Source organism: Gardnerella sp. C0684A1 (assembly GCF_055326835.1).
The window spans coordinates 1-23,583 of record NZ_JBLTSX010000004.1; the positions used below are offsets into that span (position 1 = coordinate 1).

Genomic DNA, 23,583 nt, shown 5'->3' on the forward strand with positions numbered 1-23,583 from the left:
GGCAGAATGGGACACTCGCGCAGAACGCAATCTGCGCTAGTGTCTTAAAACAGGCAGAATGGGACACTCGCGCAGAAATCATACTGCGCGCGTGTCCGAATTCGTATACTTGCGGTGAGCTTTGACTGGAAGCCTATAAAAAGGAGGCGGTTTATGTTTCGCATGATATGCCAACGTTTGCTGCTTTTCATTGCGGCGTTATTTTGCATTTCTACAGCCGTATTTCTTGCTTTGCGTGTTCTTCCAGGAGATGTTGCGCAAGTTATGGCCGGCTTGAACGCTCCTAGCGGTAAAGTAGAGCAATTGCGCGCTGAGCTTGGTATTGATAAACCACTTTTTACGCAGTATGTTGACTGGATTTGCGGCGTTTTTCGTGGTGATTTTGGTGTATCTATGTTAACCGGCCGTTCCGTAAGTTCAACTATTGCTATGCGCGCTTCCATTACTTTCCCACTTATTATTATGGGATTGATAATAGCTCTTGCAATTGGTATTCCGTTAGGATGTCTTCAAGCTATTTACCGCAAAAGTAAACTTGTAAAATTAACTCGTTTTATGGCGCTAACTGCAGGGTCTGTGCCGGCTCTTTGGGGCGGTATGCTGCTTATTTTGCTTTTAGGAAAAGGCGTTGGCGTTTTTAGAATCCTACCTACTCAAGGTTTTCCAACTGATGGCTGGGGTGAGTTTGGTGAAGCTTTTTATTCTCTGCTTCTTCCAGCTTTTAGTGTTGGAATTATTGTAGGCTCTGGTTTTATGCGTTACACGGCTGCCGTTTTAGAAAATATTTCGGATAGCGAAATTGCTTCTCAATCTATGGCTTGTGGAATGACTAGAAAGGAAGTTGTTTGGAAGGTAGGCTTACGTTTGGCACTTCCGCAGCTTGTTTCTGTTATAGGCTTGACTTTTGCTCACATGGTTATGGGCGTTATGGTGATTGAGAATCTTTTCTCGCTTCCAGGAATGGGTATGGGTTTGGTGAGAGATGTTGGTTTACGAGATCTTATTGCAGTTCAAGGCGAGCTTTTTATGCTCTCAGCTTTGTTTTTAACTATCGGATTTATAGTAGATGTTTCTCACCAGCTTCTTGATTCACGCTTATCTCAAGATTCTGAATCTAACTAGTTTTTAAAAGTTGAGTAAGAGTAAGGAAGTGAGTTTAGTGATGAGTTCCGTTATTAGTTCCCTTATGAGTTCCGTGAGTAAGTTAATTAATAAACTTAAGTTTTTATTTTTAGTGAGATTGTGGAATATTTCTTTTGGTAAATTTGTGTGTGTAACGCTCGGCTTGTGGATTACAGTATCCATAATTTCTTTATTCTGGACGCCGTACTCACTGCTTTATACTAACGGTTTTGCAGTATGGCAGAAGCCGTCTTGGTCTCACTGGCTTGGAACTGATGGTGCTGGATCAGATATTCTTAGTTGGCTTATGGCTGGTTCTCGTATTGAACTTATTTTAGTTATCTGTACCGTGATTATTTCTGCTAGCATTGCCTCGCTTTTGCTTAGTTTAATGATTTCTAAAACCCAGATTATTAGTGGCTCAAGTGTTATGTTCGTTGATGCGCTGATTTCAATACCGACTGTGTTAATTGCGCTTATGCTTGCTGTTCCGCTTGGTGCTAGTGTTCTTGTAATCGTATTGTCTTGTGCAATTGGTTATGGGCTTAATTTGGCTCGAATTGTGCGTCCAAGTGCTGAACTCGCTTTGCGATCTGATTATGTAACTTTCGCAGTTTCTCAGGGTGCTTCTAGACGTTACGTACTTATTAGTCACGTATTTCCTAATATAATTCCTGTTGCATTAGTTCAGCTTTCGCTTTCTGCAGGAACCGTAATTTTAGCAGAAAGCGGTTTAACTTATTTAGGAGTTGGCGTACCTTCCGGTGTTGCAAGCTGGGGAAGAGTTTTGGCAACTTCTGTAACTCTTATTCATGTAAATCCTTTAGCGGTACTTTGGCCTGGTTTAATAGTTACTTTAGTTGTTGTGGCGTTGAATTTATTTGGTGATGTACTTAGAGTCGCGTTAAAACCTACATCTAAAAGTAGTGTAGTTGAGTTAAAAAATTAGGTTGAGGGGTAGTTAAATGAGTTTAATTGTTAATAATCTTAACGTTACTTTAGGTAATTCTTGTGTATTAAATAACGTGTCTCTTAAAGTTGCAGATGGTGAGCGTGTGGGTTTAGTTGGCTCATCAGGATCCGGTAAGTCTATGCTGATTCGTGCTGTTACTGGTTTACTTCCAGAAGGTGCAAAAGTTTCTGGATCTTGCAAACTGGGTGATTTGCAGACAGTTGGGGCTAGTGATATTGAAATAGCAAAACTTCGCGGAAAATACGTGGGAGTTGTTTTTCAGCAGGCTAATCGCGCACTAAATCCTGTTTTAACAGTAGAACAGCAGGTTTCATTGCCTCTTCGAATACACTATCTTCTGAATGACGATGATGTTCATAATCGTGTTTGTAATATGCTTGAGAAGGTTGGTTTATCACCTAAACTTGCTTCTAAGCGCACTTTTGAGCTTTCTGGAGGCCAGCAGCAGCGTGTAGGAATTGCCACAGCGCTAATTACATATCCAAAACTTATTCTTGCTGATGAGCCTACTACGGCTCTTGATTCTGTTACTCAGCGTGATGTTGTAAGTATGCTCACTTCACTTGTGGACGATATGGGCGCATCAATGCTTTTTGTTACTCACGATTTTTCTGTGCTTTCTCATTCAGCTCAGCGCTGTTATGTTCTCGATTCTGGGAATTTGGTTGATAGTGCTTGTGTGAAAGATTTGCTTGAAAATCCTAAAGTTACTTCAACTCGTATTCTTGTTGAATCTGCTAGAAAACTTACGCTTAGAGCAAAAAATTCGGAAAGTGCTTTTTCGGAAAGTGCTTTTTCGGAAAGTGCTTTTTCGGAAAGTGCTTTTTCGGAAAGTGCTTCTGCTTCTGCTAAAGATACTTCCACTGAAAATATTTCTGATAGTATCTGTAAATCTGAAAATTCCGCAACTTTGCTCTCTGCAAAAAACATTCACGTAATATTTGGTAGTGGCAAAAAAAGTTCTGAAGTATTAAAAGGTGTCGACTTAAATCTTAAAGTTGGTGAATCTTTAGCAATTATAGGCGGATCTGGCAGTGGTAAAACTACTCTTATTCGATCCATACTTGGTTTGCAAAAAATTTCAGAAGGAACTATCGAATACGATTCCAACATAATAGCTTTATCAAATAGCAAAAAAAGTGACTTTTTAGCGTTACGTAGTGAAACTTCCTTAGTTTTTCAACATCCTTTCGCAGCATTAGACCCACGCTGGACTGTGGAAAAAAGTGTTGCTGAGCCGCTTAATATAAGACATAAAAATATGAATCTTAGTAAGGAAGATGTAAACAATCGTGTTTATAGTGTTTTGAAATTAGTTGGTTTAAAACCAGAAAATTTTGCGCAAAAATATCCGCATGAGCTTTCTGGCGGTCAGGCTCAGTGCGTTGCTATAGCTCGAGCGCTTATTAGCGACCCTAGAATACTTATAGCAGATGAACCTATGAGTGCTATCGACGTTGCTGAACGTACTCGTATTCTTGAAGCTTTTGCTACGATTCGATCTAAACGCCCAAACATGTCTTGCATATTCGTAAGTCACGATTTAGGTATGATTCAGCATTTAGCTACACGCGTAATCGTACTAAATGACGGAAAAATAGTAGAGTCTGGAAGCGTAAGTCAAGTACTTAACTATCCTAAGAATTCTTATACGCGAGAACTTGTAAACGCAGCAATCTTATAAAATCTAAAGTTATTTCACTCAATTTACTTAATTTGCAGGATACAGTCTAATATGTATATAAGTATTTCATGAGTAAATGAAGGGAATAATTATGAGCGAAAATTCTAAGCAGCGTCCGCGTCCAGAAAGTTTCGAATTAGATCATACTAAAGTAAAAGCTCCTTACGTGCGTTATATTGATACGCAAAAAGGCCCTAATGGTGATGTAATCTCAAATTATGATATTCGCTTAACTCAGCCTAATGAAGAAGCTATTCCTACAGCAGCTTTGCACACAATCGAACATACAATAGCAGTACTTTTAAGGGAACATATTGACGGATATATTGATTGCTCTCCTTTTGGTTGCCGTACGGGCTTCCATCTTCTTACGTGGGGAGAGCACAGCACTGACGAAGTTGCTCGCGCGTTAAAAGAGTCCCTTGAGTTTATAGCTTTCAAGGCTACATGGGATGATGTTCCAGCAACCACAATTAAATCTTGCGGTAATTATCGAGATCATAGTTTGTTTGGTGCGCGTCAATGGTGCAAGGATATTTTAGCTAAAGGTATTAGCTCGGATCCTTTTGAGCGTAAACTCGTGTGAAAGTATCTTAAGGTAAGTAACTAAGTAAGTAACTAATTCTAAATTTGAGCGCATTCTTGAGTGTAAAAGTAATAGGTGAATAATGAGTACAGATCCTAAAAATACGGTGACATTAGCTGAAAACTATGCTCGCGCGTTAAGTACATACCCTGGTCAAGTAATTGTCGATTTGAAGGCGCTTCGAGACAATATGCGCACTTTGGTTGCGCGAGTTCGTAAAGATTTGCAGCCTGGTCAGAATGCGCCGGAAGTTATGGGAGTCGTAAAAGCAGACGGATACGGTCACGGTCTTATTCCTAGTGCGCTCGCGGCTTTAGCTGGAGGCGCTACTTGGCTTGGTACAGCTCAACCATACGAAGCGTTACGTTTGCGTGCAGCAGGTATTGGTTCCAGCCGTTGCCATATTCTCACTTGGCTTACTAGCGCTCCAACTACTAGATTTGCAGATCTGATTACGGAGAATATCGATATCTCAGTAGGCTCTATTGACTCGCTCGACGCTGTAGCTTTTGCTGCACGTGCTTTAGGTAAGCCTGCTCGCGTGCACGTAAAAGTCGATACTGGTTTTGGACGAAATGGTTTTACTCCAGAAGGTTTTAATGCCGCTTTAGAAAAGTTAAAGCAGTATTCGAGCGAAGGTGTGATTGAGGTTATTGGCCAATGGAGTCACTTAGCTGTGGCAGATTCTCCTGACGTTCCAGAATTTGTAGACGCAACCGACCGGCAAATTAATCAATTTAACGAATTTACAGAACGCATGCGCGAAGCGAATGTTGCGCCTAAAATCCGCCATTTAGCGAATACTGCTGCAACGCTTAATCGTCCTGAAATACGTTTTGAACTTGTTCGTCCAGGAATTGGTTTGTACGGATACGAGCCGGATCCTGCAATGGGGGATTCTCAAACTTATGGATTGCAGCCAGCTATGACTCTTCAAGCGCAACTCGGCACCGTAAAATCTGTAGAAGAAGGGCATGGAATTTCATACGGACGCACGTATTTAACTCCAAATAATACGAGTACTGCTATTGTGCCTCTTGGTTATGCTGACGGTATTTTGCGTTCTGCTTCCGGATTTGATATGCAAGGTGCACGTCATGTTGATAAACCGGGCGGACCAGTGAGAGTAGAAACCAATAAGGGTGCGCGAGTTTTGAACGTTTCTGGGCGAGTTTGCATGGATCAGTTCATAGTTGATTTAAAAGGCGATGCTGCAGAGTTAGGCGTTCGAGAAGGCGATACTGTAACGCTTTTTGGACCTGGAAGAGGTGTGGAATTTGCCGAGCCTACTGCTGACGATTGGGCAGAAGCTGCAGGAACAATCAGCTACGAAATCATGACTGGAATCGGGCCTCGTGTGCCGCGGCTTTATCGTAACGCTTACGAAGTGCTATCTTCTAGCGATATTGCAAAACTGGACGCAAAAAGCTTGATATAAAAGCTTGATATAAAAGCTAAACTTAAGCGCTAGATCTAGGTTATTAATTAAGAGGTTTTAATGTGTGACGAAGTTTTTTCTATAAGCGATGAAGTTATCGCTTCAGATAATGAAGTCGTTGGCGAATACGATTTGCGTGACACTGAGCGTTATGCAAGCGAGCCTCATCATACGCGTGTTCGTACTCCTTTTGAGCGCGATCGTGCGCGAATCATACATTCGTCTGCATTGCGTCGGCTTGGAGCAAAAAGTCAGGTTTTAGTTGCGGGATCTGATGATTTTGTGCGCACTCGTTTGACGCATACTTTGGAAGTTGCTCAAATCGGTAGGCAAATCGCGGCAATGCTTGGATGCGACCCAGATGTTGTTGATTGCGCTTGTTTATCACACGACTTGGGGCATCCTCCTTTTGGCCATAACGGCGAACGCGTACTTGCGCAAATAGCGAAAAATATTGGCGGTTTTGAAGGTAATGCTCAAACTCTCCGCTTACTTACGCGTTTGGAGCCGAAAGTTTTTCGAGAAAATGGCAGTAGCGCAGGTGTTAATCTTACTCGAGCAGCATTAGACGCTACTGTAAAGTATCCGTGGGGATTAGAGGATGCAAAAGCGCACGATAAAGGTGAGCGTGATCTGAAATTCTGCGTGTATCCAGATGATCGCGACGTGTTTGAATGGCTGAAAATTGGTGCTCCTAAAGATGCGCGTCCAATGGAATGCCAAATAATGGATCTTTCGGATGATATTGCTTATAGTGTGCACGATATTGAGGATGCGATTGTTGTAGGCGCTTTTAATACACAATGCGTATCTGATCCTTCTTTAGCGGACAGTGTTATTGAAGATACTCATGCATGGTATGGAAAGCAATGGGATTGCGATAAGCTTTTGGCAGCTTTTCAACGTTTGCGTAAGCTTAATGTTTTCCCGGAAAATTTCGACGGTTCGCGCAGATCTTTAGCTAAGTTAAAAAATATAACAAGTATGCTTATAGGACGTTTCGCCGTTTCTGTTGAAAAAGCAACTCGCGAAAAATATGGTGATGGGGCGTTAATCAGATATCGTGCGAATGTTGTGATTCCAGAAAACACAAGTTATGAAATGATTATGCTGAAAAGTTTAGCTGTTCATTTTATTATTGCTCCTCGCGAGCGTGAAGTTTATAGGCGTGAGCAGAAAATCATCACCGATTTAGTGGAAGTTTTTATGAGTAAATCTCCTCGTCCGCACGATGCTATGGAAGAAGTGTTCGTAGGGGATTGGAACGAGTGCACTAACGACGATGAGCGTCTTCGCGTGGCTATTGACCAGGTGGCAAGTCTTACAGACGGTTCCGCTACAACTCTTCACGCGGCTTTGTGCTAAGAGTGTGTTGTTCTGAGTGAGTTGTGAGTGTGTATTTGTTGTAAAGACTAAATTATGTGAAGAAGATCGCGCATGTTTTGCGTAAATTTCGTAAGCGAGATCGGTTGCAGTATTTTTACGTACTTTATATGAATTCCGCTTTTTAGATTGTTTATTTCATCAAATGATTTTGTGTTTTCGACAGTTTCGCCCTTAATTCTGTTTATTTCATCGGCTGGTTTTGTGTTTTCGACAATTCCGCCTCACATTTTGTCGATTTCACCAAATGATTTTGTGTTTTCGACAGTTTCGCCTCACATTTTGTTGATTTCACCAGATGACTTGGTGAAATAAACAGAATTCGTATAAAAGCGTTGTTAATACCTAATCGCTGTATACTAAGCGCATCTTACAATGATTCGCTAGTGGAAGTATTCCAATCGAAAGGCTCTTCCACAAGATAGTACGCGTTCGAATCATCCGGGGCTGGAGCGAACGGCACTGCACGACCTTTTATACTAGGAATAAAAGGACTCCAATCAGGATAGCTAGTCTTAGGCAAATCAACTCGCGTTTGCTTGTACAATTTAGGATTCCTGCGCAAAATAAACGGACGCTTTAAATCCGGTTGATTCTTTCCTTTTCCAACGAAATATCCGCTATTTAAAAGCTCATCGAACTTAGCGCCAACAGGCACAACCACCATAAAATCTTGCATAACGTAGTAGTATCCAACGCCATAACCAGGATCCTTTTCAATATCATCGTCTCCATTTGTGCCATCCATAACTGTTTCGGCATCAATATACTTGCCATTTACACATGCTGACCTGTCGTCAGCATTATGCTTAATATGTCCGTCACAGAACGATGAATCCCTTCCAGCATACAATTCAACTGCGCCTGTATCTCCAGAAATAAGATTGTTCTTCATATATTTTGTATTTTCAATATTTTTATCATATATAGCATAATCAGTAGGATCTTGGCCCCACACACTCATATAAAGAACATCTATATCGTTATAATCAGCAGTAGAGCCGCTTTTGTCAACTTCTTCCGTAATGACGCCGTTAATATATTTTTCTTCTGACCCAAGGAATGAATACGGCAACAGTTTTATGCAATTACCACTCTTCGTGCACCACTTGCCAACAAAAGAGCCTGCTCGAGTTACAAGATAAGCCGTTTTATCGCCGAAATCCGTCGGCTCACTAACAACATCCTTAGCTTTGGAAGCGTCAACTCCATAGTAAAGTGTTACTGAACTTGGATTTCCCTGAGTGCCCAAAGGTGGGTAAGCACCAACGATTTTGCCGAAATATTTTGCAGAAGAAAACTTCGGGCGAAGATCCACGCTGAAAGGGTTGGAAGATAGCATATCCTTGGCTTTGTCTTTATCCACACCAAACACGTCAACTGGCACGCCGTCAGTGTTTTCGCCAACTGCGATATGTATTACGCCGTCTTTACCAACAGCGTTTCCAGGCATTGGGCTAGACGCAACTATCTTGTCAGTAGACTTTTCGCTTACAGGCACGTGGTGAAGCTTCACAGGTACACCCATTGACTTCACAATTTTTTCGGCTTTTTCTAAACTTGCACCGACAACGCCTTTCGCTGGAACGCCAGGACCTTTAGATCTTAAAATCTTAACAACCTTGCTAGTAGACTCCTGTGAACCAGACTTAACATTCACATATCGAAGGAAGTTTCCCTGTTTCTCAGAACTAAACTCGTCTATAACTTCCGTGCGGAAACCTTTATCATTCAAAGCTTTTTCAACACTATTTGCAGACTCTCCAAGTTTTGCACTAGGAATTGTTGCGGAATTTTTAAGGTAATACCATACTGCTCCAGCTAATACAAGTGCAATTGTTAGCACTATGCTGGTAATGATGATTGCAATTTTTCTTCTACTATTATTTGACTTATTGTTAGTTTTTTGATCTTCAACGGTTTTATTTTGTTGGAGTAGTTGTAATTGAGAAGATTGTTGCTCAGATTGTGTTGGTTGTGTTGGTTGTGTTGGTTGTGTTGGTTGAGTAGGCTGTGCTTCTTGAGATTGTTTAGTATATGTATAACCTTCAACAGGAGCTCCACACAAACCGCAGAACTTGTCTCCTGTATTAATTCTGTTTCCACAATTCTCGCAAAACATGTTCAACCTTCTTACAATCTTTACAGAATTTCTACTCTTTCTGATAATAAATATCTATTTATATATTACATTCGAATTAAATAATTTTGCTATCAATAGAAATGTCGATTTCACCAAATGATTTGGTTTTTTCGACAGTTTCGTCCTTAATTCTGTTTATTTCATCAGACGGTTTGGTGTTTTCGACAATTCCGCCTCACATTTTGTCGATTTCATCAAATGATTTGGTGTTTTTGACAGTTTCGTCCTTAATTCTGTTTATTTCACCAGACGATTTGGTGAAATAAACAAAATAAATACCCTATATCCACATTGCAAAAAATTTATTGCTCCTGCGTTACTTTAAAAATAATCTTAATTTCATGAACAGAACAAAGTTAAATCTAATTGCAGAAAATGCAGAAAAAGAAAAGCGTTGTATATATGCGACAGATGTAAATCAGCATCAATCGCTGATTAGGCAGGTGAAAGCGGGTACGTTTGTGCGAACTTTTCGTAATCTTTATGCTCGAAAAGATTATTGGGAAAAACTTTACTTGCATGAAAAGATACGACATATAGCTATTCCACTTATGGAACGTCATTCAAATTGGAAATTCACTGCTTCCACTGCAGCTGCGCTTATTGGATATCAGGTTGTAGAAAATTATGATGATCCTGATTATGTGCATAAAAAAGGGAATGTATCGTATCCTGCTACGCAGATTTATATTAGTTGCGGAAGCTATAAATCTAATACAGATAATCCATGTTTGAACAGAATTCATGCTACTGGCAATGAGCAAGATGGCACAAGTGATGATGTTCGCATTGTGACTTATGACGGTAGTACAAACAGGCATAATGGAACAATGAGCGCAATTGGCAAAACTAGTGCTGGAAATGGTAGACGTGCAGGAAAGTTAATAAAGCTTCCGCATTTTAGCGACAACATTAGTGATGATATAAAAAGCCATATTGTAGATAAAAGCACAATGCTATTTGACGCGTCTATAACAAAGCCATTTAGATCTGCTTTAGCAATTTTCGATTCAGCAGCAAAAGACAATGTGAATTTTGCTAAGGTTATTGAAATTTGCCGAAGAAGATGTGAAAATGCTAAAGCTTGTAAAAGCAGTAATCATATTACGGATTTTTCTTATGATATTGAGGATTTTGGGGAAACCTATAACGAATATGATGAATCATCTGGAAAGTGCTACGGTACAAATTATTCCGGTCAATTAGGCTATATGCAAAATCGCGTAACGGCAAATTCTCAACTTTCGTTTGAGAATGTATTTGGAAGTAACATACAAGATAATTTGACTCAATTACGAAAACTATGTTACTTCGCAAATGGTTTAAGTGAAAACGGAGGCGAATCATTCGCGCGCGGCACAATGATTACTCTTGGTTTTATGGTTCCTAAACTGCAGCACGAGTTTGTGTTACAAAGTTACGGTATTAAATATAGGTCTGATTTTCTTTGGAAACTTCCTAATGATGATTTAATTATTGGAGAGCTTGATGGATATAGCAAATATTACATTGATGAATTTGATAATAATCATGCAAATATTGATATATAACAACCAGATGCTACGAAATTCATATAATCAAAGCGTTATTAATCATAATATTGACAAACAGGCGGAGCGTGAGGCGCTTCTTATGAAAGAGTGTGGAGTAAGTAAAATAGTTCGTTTTAATTTTTCGGAAGTTATTGATTATAAAAAGTTGGAAAAGAAGCTTACTGCTGCTGGAGTGCCAAGAATTATGAGGATGTGAATGTGAATATGTCGATTTCACCAAATGATTATGTGTTTTCGACATTTTCGTCCGGTATTTTGTTGATTTCACCAGATGGTTTGGTGTTTTTGACAGTTTCGCCTCACTTTTTGTCGATTTCACCAGATGGTTTGGTGTTTTCGACAGTTTTGCCTTGCGTTTTGTTTATTTCATCAGATGGTTTGGTGTTTTCGACAGTTTCGTCTTGCGGAAAGCAAACGAAAGTTATGTGCGTAATACCGCTAGCCGCAGGTTTGCGATAAGCTAGATAGCATGGTTGGAATGATTGTGAAAGAAGACATTGAGCGCGTGCGCGCTGCGGCAGATTTGTACGATATCGTATCTGCATCAGTTACGCTTAAGCCTTCCGGAACCGGCACTTTTGTGGGACTTTGCCCATTCCATGATGAAAAAACGCCAAGTTTTAGTGTGCGACCGAGTTTGGGAGTGTGGCACTGCTTTGGCTGCGGTGTTGGCGGCGATGTGTTTAAGTACGTCGAGCAGAAAGAGAATATTGATTTTCGTGAAGCTGTTGAGTTTTTAGCAGACCGGTACCATATTGAAATGCATTATGAAAAATCGCAATCAAGCGATTCTAAAGGTAATGCTGGTTCTAAACGTGCAAGACTTTTAGAAGCTAATGAGGAAGCTCAAAAGTTTTTTGTGTCACAACTTAATACATCTGAAGCAGCTCCTGCGCGAAATCTTCTTGCCGGCCGTAATTTCACTGAGCAGCAAAGTGAGCGTTTTTCTTGCGGTTACGCACCTAAAGGTTGGGATAATTTAGTTAGATATTTATCTAATAAAGGTTTTACTCGTCAAGAGCTGTTAGACGCTGGCTTGGCTAGACTCGGTCAGCGAGGAATATACGACTACTTCCGTGGGCGTTTAACTTGGCCTATACGCGATTCTACTGGCCGCACGCTTGGTTTTGGTGCTCGTAAACTTTACGAAGATGATTCTATAAGCGCAAAGTATATTAATACTCCAGACACTGCATTGTATCGTAAAACGCAAGTTTTGTACGGCATTGATTTAGCTAAAGCAAATATTGTTAAAAAACGACAGGTAGTAATTGTTGAAGGCTACACGGATGTAATGGCATGCCATTTAGCTGGTATCGATACTGCTGTTGCAACATGTGGTACAGCTTTTGGCGTAGAGCATGCGAAGATCATACGTAGACTTATTGCAGATGATTCTTTAGGTGGAATTCAGCTTATTGGCCCTCTAAAAGTGAACGGGCAGTCAGTTAGTTCTAGAATTGTGTTCACTTTCGACGGTGATGCTGCAGGACAGAAAGCTGCGTTACACGCTTTTGGTTTAGATTCAGCATTTTTGACGCAGACTTTCGTCGCTGTAGCAGATAATAATCTTGATCCTTGCGATTTGCGTATTCAGCGAGGCGACGAAGCTGTGCGATCGCTTGTTGCGCATGCAAGTCCACTATACGATTTCGTTATTGATACGGTAATTAACCGTTTTGACACATCCTTAACTACCGGTCAAATGGGTGCGGCTAAAGCAGCAGCTCCACTTATAGCGCAGATACGCGATCGTTCACTTCTTGATTTATATACTCGAAAAGCGGTTCGTCTGATTGGTGTTGATTTGGCTGTTATGCGTCGTGAGGTTGAAACTGCTAGGCGACGTTTGAGAGTAATAGACGACGATGCTTACACTCAAAAATATAATATTCCTCAAAGTTTAGGAGTACGGCAGGTATTAGATTCACGTTCTAGCGGTTCTAATCTTTCGCGTATTGCTGCAGCGCGTAGCGCGGCTTTAAATCAGAGTTATTACCGAGTTGACGATACTGTATTTATGTGCGAGCAGCAGTTTATGGCGTTACTTTTGCAAGTGCCTCTTGCTTTTGATGAGAAGCTTTTTGCGCAACTTACTTTGAATAATTTTATGACTCCGGTATTTCGTACTCTATTTCAGGCTTTTGTTGCTGCTGGAGGTTTGCCAACAGGTAACGTTACGCAAGGATTATGGCTGCATATTATGACTAAGTCTGCGGGTCCTTTACTTGAGCCTGTAATTACTGAGCTTTCTGTTATGCCTTTGCCACTTCAATCTACTTATAGTTCTTCAGTTGATGAAAATTCTCAGCAGAATCAGCAATCTTCATCTGGTTCTCCTTCGGATTTTTTGCGCGTTGCTACTTCGGCTGAAAGTAAGTATGCTAATGAGCTGCTTATTCGATTACTTGATGTTGGTTATATGCGTCGCATTGGTGCAGCTCGCGCTCGCATGGCTAAGCTTCCTGATGGTCAGGAAAAGATTGCATTGCTTGGGCAGATTACTTCAATGGAAACTGCTAGAAAAGATTTACAGTCGCAAATTATGTAAATTAGAAATATAAAACGTACTTAACACTGATTAGTTCGGTGTTAAGTACGTTTTCTAGTTTATTTTCTATTTATTACGGAATCGTTTTATTTAGTTACTAAAATCAATATCGCCAAGCTTTTCAATAAGCTTCATATTTTCGCTGTAATCAACTGGGCAAGAAATTACGTCAACGCCGCTTTCCTGTTCCAAAGCTTCACGCAGCATATTGTACAAGTCTTCCGGCTTTTTAACTACGTGACCTCGCGCACCAAAACTTTCAGCCAATTTTGGCACATCCGGATTATGAAAATCAACGTACTCATGTTCGCCTGCGTGAAGTTCCATTTTCCACTTAATTAAGCCGTAAGCGTTATCTTCCCAAACAAGCACCACCATGCGGCTTCCAACGCGAACAGCAGTTTCTATTTCTTGCACATTCATCATGAAGCTTCCATCGCCCATAACAGCCAAAATTGGTTTCGTGTTAATTTTGCCGCAATCGTTACGAATAAACGAAGCACCAACAGCGCCAGGAAGTGTCCAAGCCATAGTTGAAAGACTGTTGTCGATTATGCAAGTATTCGGATGCATAGTTGGATACAAGCGTGCCATCCACATTTTCAAAGCACCTGTATCTACCAGTACTTTCGTGCCTTCAGGAACAGCGCGACGAATATCGTATACTACGCGCTGTGGTTTCATTGGCATGCTTTCATCGTTTTCGCAAGAATGTAGTTCTTCTGTAAGTAGCTGTCGAATACGCGGGTGGCTTACGTCGAAAGTAATGTTGCGTGTTTTTAATACTGAAGTAAGAGTTTTAAGCGTTTGGCCAATATTTGCCATAATGTTCAGCGCAGTAGGGTAGTGCGCATCAGTATCTTCCACGAAAGTATTGATGTGAATAATGGTTTTATCAATATTCGGGTTGATTTTCTTAGGATCAAACTGCTGAATCGAAAAACCTACGGCAATAATTAAATCAGCAGTGTCAAAAGCGAAGTTTTCGTAGTCGCGATGCATAAAACCAACGACGCCAAGTGCATTCGGATGATTATCTGGGAAAACGCCTTTACCTTCGAAAGTAGTTGCAACAGGTACATTAAGCTGCTCAGCAAACTCGAGAAGCTGATTTTCCGCGTGCGAGCGTGCAACGCCATTTCCTGCCAAAATAATAGGCTGCTTTGCTTTACTAATGATTTGAGCGGCTTCGTCAATAATGTCTGGTGCTGGCATGATGTGAAGCGGATGCGGAAGTGGAAGAGGCTTTGCGTCGTCAGGCGCTGGCATTTCGCTAATATCTTCCGGAATAACAAGGCAGGTAGCTCCTGGACGGTTGCGTCCTGCAATAGAGAATGCTTTTCGAACCATTTCTGGCGCAGAAGCTGGAGCAAGCATCATAGAAGACCATTGTGTAATCGGCTGGAATAGTGCAACCAAATCTATAATCTGGTGAGATTCCTTATAAAGTCTAGAAACGTTACCTTGCGCGCAAATCGCAACAAGTGGGGTAGTGCTTGCGTTTGCTTGAGCTACAGGAAGCGTAAGATTTAGCGCTCCTGGGCCAAGAGTTGCCAAGCATACGCCCGGCTTTCCGGTAATGTGAGCGTAAGTTGCGGCCATAAAACCGGCGCCTTGTTCGTGGCGAGTGAGTACAAAACTAATTCGACCGTCGCGCTCAATCGCTTCAAGAAGTGGAATATTTTCCTCGCCTGGAATGCCAAATACTACTTCTACGCCTTCATTTACTAAACATTCGACTATTAAATCTGCTGTATTGCGTTTGTGATTTTTACGTAGATGCATCTGTCGTTCAAGTTTTTGTTTAAGCTTCTGGTCTTCAGTTTCTTTTATTTCTGCCATAATCCGCTTCTTGTTTAGACAACAAATTCTTTGCTCTATATGATATACATATTTTTGTCTTTTGTAACAATTAAGTCTATGCGCGTGTCATAAAAAAGGGCGGATTTTTGTGTTGCGTATTTGCGGCTAAATCTAGCCCTTAATACTTCCTAATACCTTGCTATTTCAACGATTTTGTCGGGAGTTGTAAATGTTAAGGGAATGGGTTTCTAGTATAATAGAACGAGTCATATTTGCTGTTTACGGAGGAATGATGAGGCGCTGGCTGCTGAATCTCGTCAAGTGTGAAACTATCCTTATCGTGGCAGCTATTTTAGCGGTTATTTCTTGTTTTCTTGTACCACCAGATCCACAATATTTTGGCTACATTCACGTTAATACTATTTTGCAATTAGTTTGCCTTATGATGGTTGTCTGCGGTTTTCAGCGTATTGGCGTATTTCGTGCTATTGGTGCCAGATTGTTGCGAAGAGTGCATACTGAGCGCGGCTTGGTTTTGATATTAATTTCGCTAACGTTTTTCTCATCTATGTGGATTACTAACGATGTGGCGTTAGTTACGTTTGTGCCGTTTGCTTTATCTGTGCTGGTTATGGCTAATGCTGAGAAGCATGCGATTCTTGTTATAACCCTTATGACTATTGGTGCGAATGTTGGCAGTATGTTAACGCCTATTGGTAATGCGCATAATTTGTATTTGAAGGCGTTGACTCACATGTCTACCCAAGATTTTTTGGCTATTATGGCGCCTTACACTGTTACAGCTGCATTGCTTATGGTTGCGTTTGCTTTTGTTTTCTTCAAATCAGATCGTGTTGATCAGTTTGAAGGATTGCATGGCGAAGATATTGAGCAGAGTGTTCTTGCTCCTTCTCATGGTCGTCCGCAGCCTGATGAGATTCGTATCATGGGTTATGGTATGAGTTTCACTCGTTGGCGAGTTGCGGTTTATAGTGCTCTATTTGTTGTGTGTTTACTTGGTGTAAGTGGTTTGATTCCTGATTGGGCAATGTTGCTTATTATGGTTCTAGCCTTTTTCTTGTGTGATCGACACGTTTTTCGAGTGCTTGATTGGGCATTGCCTCTTACGTTTATTATGTTCTTTATTTTTATTGGCAATATGCGTCGCGTACCAGGTTTCAGCGATCTTGCTCAAATGTGGGTTGGTACGCATCCTATGGAAGTTTCGATTGCTTCAAGTCAATTTATTAGCAATGTTCCGACTACAATTCTTCTTTCTGGTTTCTGTAATCAGTGGAAGCTTCTTATTATTGGCACAAATCTTGGTGGCATGGGTACTTTGATTGCTTCCATGGCTTCTCTAATATCGTATAAGTGTCTTACTCATGATTATCCGAATCATAAGGGTAGATATCTTCTCACGTATACTATTGTGAATCTGTTCTTCCTTATGGTTCTTATGACTCTCGCTTGGGTTATTGAATAAGTGTAAGTTTATTTTTAAAATCTTCTTTTGAAGGCGTGTTTATATTAAGTTTTTGCTATAATTGCAGTTTGCGCCTCTGTAGCTCAAAGGATAGAGCAACGGCCTTCTAATCCGTTGGTTGCGCGTTCGAGTCGCGTCGGGGGCACTAAAAAAGCCCGGAATTTCAACAATTTCGGGCTTATTTTTTATTATTATTTTATTACTGTTTTTTACTATTATTTATTACGCATTTTGGCATGATTCACATAAGCCAAAAACTTCCAGCGTGTGATCAACTACAGTATATCCGTGAGATTCAGCCACTTTATGAATCCAACCTTCGTCGTCAGGTGGCTCAATATCAACAGTTTTACCACATTTTTCACAAACTAAATGATGGTGATGAGTGTTCTCGTCACAAATGCGAAATAGCTGCTGTCCGTTAAAACGCACTGTATCAACGTCGCCACTTTGCGTAAGTGCGTTAAGTTGTCGGTACACGGTAGCTAAACCGATAATTTCGCCATCTCCTGCGAGTAGTCTGTGCAAGTCTTGTGCAGAAATAAAATTACGAGACTCACGCAGATAACCTAGTACCGTATCTTTTTGCTTAGTGTGTCTTCGTACTGGATTACTGGCCATCTTGAGTCCTTTCAAATGCTTTACTCTTATTTAAGTTTAGTACTTGTTTGAGCTTTGAGACTAGTTCAAAACCGAATTCTACATGAATTATACAATTCAAAATCAATCGTCGTAATGCGTTCTACTTCTTATTATCATCTTGCATGCGATAGACCCTAACGTATCGCGAATAATACGTTAGGGTCTATTACACGTTCTTCGAGCTGTAAGATATTTTATTAAATGTAACTTAATCTAATTCATCATCCCAGCAACCAGTAGCGTCTAACTCTGCGGCAGCTTTTATAGGATCGTCGCACAGAACCGTAATATGCCCCATCTTTCGGTTTTTGCGCACTTCAGCTTTACCATAATCATGAATATGCCATTCAGGATGATCGAGAAGCATAGAGCGCACAGGAGCTACGTGTTGACCTAGTACGTTTACCATAACCGCAGGGGATAGAAGTCGTGGTTTTTGCAAAGGCCATCCTACGATTCCTCGAATATGAGCCTCAAACTGATCAATATCGCAAGCTTCTATCGTGTAATGCCCAGAATTATGCGGTCTAGGAGCAAGCTCATTTACTATTACGTGATTGTCGTGCGTAACAAAAAGCTCAATTCCTAAGGTTCCTGCTAATTTAAAGCCATTTGCGATTCTCATAGCTAATTCGTGAGCTTCTTTATCTACCTGCGGATCTACATCTGCAGGAACAAGAGTCATGTGCAAAATACTGTTATGATGCACGTTTTTAGCAAGAGGATAAGTAACGTAGTCTTTTCCGTTTCCTGAAACAATTATTGAAGCTTCAAAAGCAAAATCGACGAAGCCTTCAAGAATGGAAGGAGGGAACTTTCCGCCACGATCTGCGCGATGATGAATATTCGCAACATCTTCTTCTGTGCGCAAAACGTCCTGTCCGTGGCCATCGTATCCGCCTCGGCGAGTTTTTAAAATCGCAGGCAAACCGATTTCGTTAATAGCAGCGTCTAATTCGTCAAGATTATTGACTTCACGCCATGGAGCAGTTTGAGTGCCATGCTTGTTAATAAACTGCTTTTCGAACACGCGATCTTGTGTTACTCGAAGCAAATCAGTTCCTTGCGGAATGGCAGTTAGATGACGAACTTTATCGAGTGCATCAGCGTTAACGTTTTCGAACTCGTATGTTAGTACATCGCAACGTTCTGCAAGTTCTCGTAATCCTTCAGGATCATCATAGTTTGCTTCAACCTGCAAGTCTGCAACCTGAAATACAGGGCAGTCTAATGTAGGATCTAACACTCCGATTCTAAATCCCATGTGTCTGGCTGCAATAGCCATCATACGACCTAGTTGACCGCCGCCAATAATTCCTATTGTTGCGCCTGGCATTAATCTTTCTACGGCACCATTAGTAACTTCAGATAAGCTCGGCATTAGATTCCTCGACTTTCGCCTTTAATGATTCGCGATACTGGTCGAGTTCTTTAGCCAGACGCTCATCTGTTATACTTAGTATGCTCACTGCAAGAAGACCAGCATTAGTTGCGCCAGAATTACCTATTGCTGTTGTTGCAACAGGTATTCCACCTGGCATTTGAACAATAGAAAGTAACGAATCTAATCCCGATAATGCGTGAGAACGCACAGGAACACCAACAACTGGTAGTGTTGTTTGTGCTGCAATCATGCCTGGTAAATGCGCAGCTCCTCCAGCTCCAGCAATAATCACACGGAAACCAGCAGAGCGAGCGTTGTGAGCAAAATCTGCCATAAGTTCTGGTGTTCTATGTGCTGAAATTACTTGTTTCATATATGGGACATGGAATTTGTCGAGCATTTCGCAAGCGTGACGCATGGTTTCCCAGTCACTTGAAGATCCCATTACGACTGCGACGGTTGGCTTTATTTCTAACACGATGACCTCCCTGACGTGCAATAGTTACTTTACGCAGAAGTGAGGAGAAAACGCCGACAGAACGTGTTATCAGCACGTTAAATCAAACAAAATTTATGTTACATTTTCGTATATGCTGCGTTGCGCCGCAGATTATTTTTTATTACGCAGTGACTTTACCATTTCTAAAAGTTGTTTTGGTTTTGCTTCAGGAAGGTATGAACTAGTAACTGCTAATGATATTTGTGCGAGTTTAGCGGAATCAAGATAGCATACATACACTGGGCTTGCTTCAGGCTGGAACTTCTTTTTAAAGAAGTATAAAGATTTAAAGCCATAAGCAGGTTCTAGAATATCAGACATCATTGCAAGAGTGTGATTCATAATATTTGTTGATTTTTTACTTCCGCTTGTTAGCTCGTCCTCTTCGATTCCTGCTAGAGGAGCTGCAGATAGGCTCATAAATTCTACTGCCGAATCAGGATTGCTGATTCCTTCATCGCGTAAGCGTTCAGCCATTCTTGCTATAAGAAGTTCCATAATTCCGTTAGGACTGTCTGTACGATGTCTCATAAAATCAAGAGTCCAGCCAATTACCTTATTGTTACGGTACGTAGGCATCCAACTTGTTACTCCTAGTACTTTTCCGCTTTCGTCTATAGCGTATAAAATTTTCACACGATTATCGTGTAATTCATCTAATCCGCCTAGAGTAAATTTCATTTCAGGAAGTGCTTTTAATTCTGCCCACTCTTCAGAAATTTCGACGATTTGCTGCTGTACTTCATTAGGAGCTTCCTCGTACGTGCTAAGCACATCTATAATACCGTCGCGTTTTGCCTTATTAATAGCAGTTCTAATATCCTGCCATTTTCTACCCTTAGTTTGCCACTGATTAGGGTATACGAGCATGTCTGTGCCAATTTTAAGAGATGTAAAACCTAATTCTTCTAGCGCTTCGCGTTGTTTTTCGTGCACTGCGTAAAATACAGGTGACCATGAGTTCTTTTCGCAAAGTTGTATAAAGCCGTTAAAATCCTGCTTATACTCTTTCTCATCTCCAAAAGGTCCTGTAAGAGTTAAAGCAATATCGTATTTTAATCTGTACGCTATAGCGGATTTTCCTGTATGAGAGAACCAGTAGTGGTTTCCTGGCCATGTAGTCATGAAACTCATTGTGTTTCCGCCAATTTCCACTAGTTCGCTAGCTTTGATCCTATCGTTTTCGTTGGTAACAAGCTTAATTCTGAACCATGTGAAGCATACTACGAATAGTACGAGCCAAAACACTACGCCAACGCCTTGTGTTACGAAAGATGCTAGAGGTGTTCTAGGTATAAGCATAGCGTTTGAACGATTTCCGAATCCCATCGGCATCCATCGTCCTGGCAAATCTCTAAGCAAATGGTACAAGTCAGCAGAAGGTAGGAAGCTTCCTGGAGTCATTAATCCGAAGAAAACGTAACTTGCTCCAGTAGCGCATAGGGTGATAATAATAACAGCAAAACCTATGCCTACGCTCACAATCTTCGTATCGTTTGAAAAATGACGTATATGAATAGCAAGCAATATTGCTATCAAAAGCGGAGGAAGTGCCGTAAGCATAAACGCTACTGCTACAGCGTTTCTTTGATGTATTATAGAGCTTTGTTTCGTAGCAATAATAGGCAAAAACATAAAGTACATTGTGGCGTACAAGGCTGTAATAGCGTTAAAAATTATGGCTGTCCAAGCGGCTAATCGTCTACCTTTCAGAAGACCCCATGCTATTAGCATAAGAGTTAGCATAGGAAGCATAATTCTAATCCATAATCCACCAATAGCTACATGTTGTAAACCTGAGTGGATAAGGCAGCTTGCAGAACTGTGGTTGGTCATGCATCTTGCAAGCCAGGTTTTAGTGCCCATTTGAGGCGACATAAAAAGACCTAAAGTTGTTAAAATTCCTGCATGAGATCTGGAAGATAAAGCAAAAATTGGTCCTGAAGCCATTACTAATTGCGTTACAGAAAAAAGTCTGCGTATCTCGTAATCGGTTCCTTCCCACCAATTAACATTCTTATTGGCAGACTTATTTTTTTGCATAAGATTTCCAATAACATGTCCCGTAAGAGCCGCAAAAATAGTGCAATAATCGCCAGGATTTCCACTATAAAGCAGCATTGCAGATGTTATTGCGTATCCCAAAACCAGCATTCTACGATGCCAAAGAATAGACTCATACGTTGCTGCAGCCATAAAAGCGCCTATAAAAAGCGTAAAAGGCGAAAGTCGTATAGGAATACGTGTAATCCAATGCATATTACTTATGATGATAGAAAGATTTCCTATAACCATAAGGCCAATTAGCATACCTACTAGTGTGCTGGTAATAGAAACCAGCAGCATTCGAAGCTTTCCCATTTTTGTTTCTGCTAATCCAACTAGTAGGATAGCGAGAATTACGTTTACTAAAAGAGAAGGAACACTGTTTACGAAGAATAGTGTGTGACAAAGTTTTACGAGAAGCGTGCCAATATTTCCGTGGCCGAAGAATAATGTAGGGCCTTGAGTAGGTTTGTGTCGTGCGAAAAATTGCGAAAGTGTAGCGTTTGCTCCATATTTGTAAAAATGTAAAACAGTAACAACAACCCAATTTATGAAATTAACTGCTATAAGAGCAATAGCTACAGCTACAGCGCATGAACGTTGTTTCAACCATTCATAAATATCTTTAGCGAGAATTACTACGTGCTGAGTTTTATTATTAGCTGAATTTAGCCTAGCATGTGAGTTTAGTTTTTCACCTGATCTTAGATTATGGCTTTCGCCACTGTTTTCTGAGAACGCTATGCCAGTTGCGCTATTCGCTTCTTTAGAATCGTTCGCGTAGTTTTGATTTTCGTTGCTTTTTAAAGATTTATGATTATCAAAGAAAAATAGTGACATTGTTGCTCTCATTTCCCTTTAATATCGTTGAGTATTTTTACATCAGCATAAGAATTAAGTTCTGCAGTAGTGTCTGAAATTCCAGCTTGTTTACAGAACTGATCAATAACAACATGCAATCCTGCTTGCACAGTATGCCAGTCGTGTCCTGATTTTTGAGCAAGCATTGTGATTACACGCATTCCGCTTTTATGAGCAGTTATAGAAATAGTTGATTGATTCGACTGAGATTTTGGATCCCACAATCCGGCAATAGCATAATAGTTTTGTTTAAGAGGAGCGTTTTTTCTCATAATCTTTTCAGGAATATGGCTTTCGTAATCTTTTTTATTACCGTTGAAGTATCTACTAATAGTTTGATTTTCGTCTTTCCAAGTAGGTTCTATTTCGCCGCCAGCAGAATACATACTTGAGAAAATATCCGGGTGTGCAGGAACAAGTTGCGTAGCGCAAGTGCCGCCTTGCGAGAAGCCACCCATAAGCCAAAGCTTAGGGTCTTCGCTTACAGGAAGGTGCTTTTTAATCCAATTAGGCACATCTTTAGTGAGATAAGTTTCTGCTTTACCGAAAACAGGAGTGTCAGCACACAGAGAGTTATGAGAAGATGAACCGTTTTGATCTGGAGAAATCACTATAGGAGCAAGTCCTGAATGATTTTTTGCGTATTCGTTGAGCATGGATGCGATATTGCTTGCTGAGAAGAATCTTGTAGGACTACCAGGCTGTCCTGCTAGCATAACCATTACTGGAAGTTTAGGAGCGTGTTTACTTAAAGCTGCAGGAGGCAAATAAACATTAGCTGTTCTCGCTTTAAAGTTAGATTCTGTTGCTGGAATATGTACGGAACGCACTATGCCTTGATTGCGTACGTGAATTTTTCCACTTTTATAAAGTGCTTTCCATTGATCTATTGTCGTAGTTGGAGCGTTCTGCTCGCTTTCTCTTAAAGTAGGAAAACTACCCCAACCAAATAGTGAGCCTATAGTTGTGTATTCTCCATAAACCATATCTACGCAAAGCATTGTGCACAATATTGTCAAAAGTGATGCTAGAACACAAACTACAAGTCTTATACCCTTAGACATGAATGCTGTAGCAATTGCAAAACCCAGGAAAGCGAAACCTGCGGATATTGCGAAAATAACAAGCCAACCTAAACTTACGCCAAAAACTAAGAATACGTCTGAAATCAGCCAAGCTATTAATCCACCAACTATAAGACTTGCGAAGGCTGCTCCAAGCTGAATTGCAAGCGGAATCCAATACTTTCCGCGTTTTGATTTAGTAAAAACAAGAAAAGCTATTGCTATGCCAGTAATAGAAAAAAGTACTGTAGGAAACCAGCCATCCATCAAACTAATGTTTGCTAATTGCTTCATTCCGTTGCGTTCCTACACTTTCCGTTAAAACACACTTCTACTATTAGCTAGCGTTTGTTGCTATCTTTAAT

General features: G+C 40.7%; 18 protein-coding genes and 1 tRNA gene. 12 read left to right on the forward strand and 7 right to left on the reverse strand.

Features of this window, described 5'->3' with window-relative positions; translation table 11 throughout:
- Nucleotides 1-153 precede the first annotated feature (153 nt).
- The 6 genes from ACNEUN_RS04445 (at nucleotide 154) to ACNEUN_RS04470 (ending at nucleotide 7,168) form a co-directional block, all read left to right on the forward strand.
- Complete coding sequence (locus tag ACNEUN_RS04445) at nucleotides 154-1,122, forward strand: ABC transporter permease (protein ID WP_463631112.1); 969 nt, start codon at nucleotides 154-156, stop codon at nucleotides 1,120-1,122.
- A 64-nt stretch (nucleotides 1,123-1,186) separates the two neighbouring features.
- Nucleotides 1,187-2,071, forward strand: a complete 885-nt coding sequence (locus tag ACNEUN_RS04450; RefSeq protein WP_463631114.1) for an ABC transporter permease — start codon at nucleotides 1,187-1,189, stop codon at nucleotides 2,069-2,071.
- A gap of 16 nt (nucleotides 2,072-2,087) precedes the next feature.
- On the forward strand, nucleotides 2,088-3,779 hold the full coding sequence (locus tag ACNEUN_RS04455) for an ABC transporter ATP-binding protein (RefSeq protein ID WP_463631116.1): 1,692 nt from the start codon (nucleotides 2,088-2,090) through the stop codon (nucleotides 3,777-3,779).
- Between the two features lie 91 nt (nucleotides 3,780-3,870).
- Entirely contained in the window at nucleotides 3,871-4,365 is a 495-nt protein-coding gene (locus tag ACNEUN_RS04460) for an S-ribosylhomocysteine lyase (RefSeq protein WP_463631118.1), read from the forward strand.
- Nucleotides 4,366-4,447: 82 nt separating this feature from the next.
- Nucleotides 4,448-5,803, forward strand: a complete 1,356-nt coding sequence (gene alr / locus ACNEUN_RS04465) for an alanine racemase (RefSeq protein WP_463631120.1) — start codon at nucleotides 4,448-4,450, stop codon at nucleotides 5,801-5,803.
- 81 nt (nucleotides 5,804-5,884) lie between these two features.
- Nucleotides 5,885-7,168, forward strand: a complete 1,284-nt coding sequence (locus ACNEUN_RS04470; RefSeq protein WP_463631276.1) for a deoxyguanosinetriphosphate triphosphohydrolase — start codon at nucleotides 5,885-5,887, stop codon at nucleotides 7,166-7,168.
- 388 nt (nucleotides 7,169-7,556) lie between these two features.
- Here the strand turns inward: ACNEUN_RS04470 and ACNEUN_RS04475 are convergent, their stop codons facing one another.
- Nucleotides 7,557-9,308, reverse strand: a complete 1,752-nt coding sequence (locus ACNEUN_RS04475) for a zinc-ribbon domain-containing protein (RefSeq protein ID WP_463631122.1) — start codon at nucleotides 9,306-9,308, stop codon at nucleotides 7,557-7,559.
- Nucleotides 9,309-9,670: 362 nt separating this feature from the next.
- Here ACNEUN_RS04475 and ACNEUN_RS04480 point away from each other — a divergent pair, with 362 nt between their 5' ends.
- The 4 genes from ACNEUN_RS04480 to dnaG are packed head-to-tail and all read left to right on the forward strand — an operon-like array spanning nucleotide 9,671 to nucleotide 13,433.
- Nucleotides 9,671-10,879, forward strand: coding sequence for an AMP-dependent synthetase (locus tag ACNEUN_RS04480; RefSeq protein ID WP_463631124.1), 1,209 nt, complete (start codon nucleotides 9,671-9,673; stop codon nucleotides 10,877-10,879).
- Between the two features lie 7 nt (nucleotides 10,880-10,886).
- Nucleotides 10,887-11,078: a hypothetical protein gene (locus ACNEUN_RS04485; protein ID WP_463631126.1), complete on the forward strand. Its 192-nt coding sequence runs from the start codon at nucleotides 10,887-10,889 to the stop codon at nucleotides 11,076-11,078.
- 2 nt (nucleotides 11,079-11,080) lie between these two features.
- On the forward strand, nucleotides 11,081-11,341 hold the full coding sequence (locus ACNEUN_RS04490) for a hypothetical protein (protein WP_463631128.1): 261 nt from the start codon (nucleotides 11,081-11,083) through the stop codon (nucleotides 11,339-11,341).
- A 10-nt stretch (nucleotides 11,342-11,351) separates the two neighbouring features.
- On the forward strand, nucleotides 11,352-13,433 hold the full coding sequence (gene dnaG / locus ACNEUN_RS04495) for a DNA primase (protein ID WP_463631130.1): 2,082 nt from the start codon (nucleotides 11,352-11,354) through the stop codon (nucleotides 13,431-13,433).
- A gap of 90 nt (nucleotides 13,434-13,523) precedes the next feature.
- Here the strand turns inward: dnaG and ACNEUN_RS04500 are convergent, their stop codons facing one another.
- A complete protein-coding gene (locus ACNEUN_RS04500) occupies nucleotides 13,524-15,218 on the reverse strand; it encodes an acetolactate synthase large subunit (protein ID WP_463631277.1) in 1,695 nt (564 codons plus the stop codon).
- Nucleotides 15,219-15,528: 310 nt separating this feature from the next.
- Here ACNEUN_RS04500 and ACNEUN_RS04505 point away from each other — a divergent pair, with 310 nt between their 5' ends.
- Together ACNEUN_RS04505 and ACNEUN_RS04510 are read left to right on the forward strand one after the other, a co-directional pair.
- Nucleotides 15,529-16,722, forward strand: a complete 1,194-nt coding sequence (locus tag ACNEUN_RS04505; RefSeq protein ID WP_463631279.1) for an SLC13 family permease — start codon at nucleotides 15,529-15,531, stop codon at nucleotides 16,720-16,722.
- Nucleotides 16,723-16,794: 72 nt separating this feature from the next.
- Nucleotides 16,795-16,867, forward strand: a tRNA-Arg gene (locus tag ACNEUN_RS04510).
- 77 nt (nucleotides 16,868-16,944) lie between these two features.
- Here the strand turns inward: ACNEUN_RS04510 and ACNEUN_RS04515 are convergent.
- The 5 genes from ACNEUN_RS04515 to ACNEUN_RS04535 all read right to left on the reverse strand — a co-directional run bounded on the left by ACNEUN_RS04515 (nucleotide 16,945) and on the right by ACNEUN_RS04535 (nucleotide 23,512).
- A complete protein-coding gene (locus tag ACNEUN_RS04515) occupies nucleotides 16,945-17,343 on the reverse strand; it encodes a Fur family transcriptional regulator (protein WP_427877255.1) in 399 nt (132 codons plus the stop codon).
- Between the two features lie 229 nt (nucleotides 17,344-17,572).
- Complete coding sequence (gene purK / locus ACNEUN_RS04520) at nucleotides 17,573-18,745, reverse strand: 5-(carboxyamino)imidazole ribonucleotide synthase (protein WP_427877253.1); 1,173 nt, start codon at nucleotides 18,743-18,745, stop codon at nucleotides 17,573-17,575.
- The gene (gene purE, locus ACNEUN_RS04525; protein ID WP_463631281.1) at nucleotides 18,729-19,193 is read right to left on the reverse strand and encodes a 5-(carboxyamino)imidazole ribonucleotide mutase; all 465 of its coding nucleotides are present in this window, start codon (nucleotides 19,191-19,193) and stop codon (nucleotides 18,729-18,731) included. The genes purK and purE overlap by 17 nt, the downstream gene beginning before the upstream one ends.
- Nucleotides 19,194-19,358: 165 nt before the next feature.
- On the reverse strand, nucleotides 19,359-22,145 hold the full coding sequence (locus ACNEUN_RS04530) for a bifunctional lysylphosphatidylglycerol flippase/synthetase MprF (protein ID WP_463631133.1): 2,787 nt from the start codon (nucleotides 22,143-22,145) through the stop codon (nucleotides 19,359-19,361).
- Nucleotides 22,142-23,512, reverse strand: coding sequence for an alpha/beta hydrolase (locus ACNEUN_RS04535; RefSeq protein WP_463631134.1), 1,371 nt, complete (start codon nucleotides 23,510-23,512; stop codon nucleotides 22,142-22,144). The genes ACNEUN_RS04530 and ACNEUN_RS04535 overlap by 4 nt, the downstream gene beginning before the upstream one ends.
- Nucleotides 23,513-23,583: the final 71 nt, after the last annotated feature.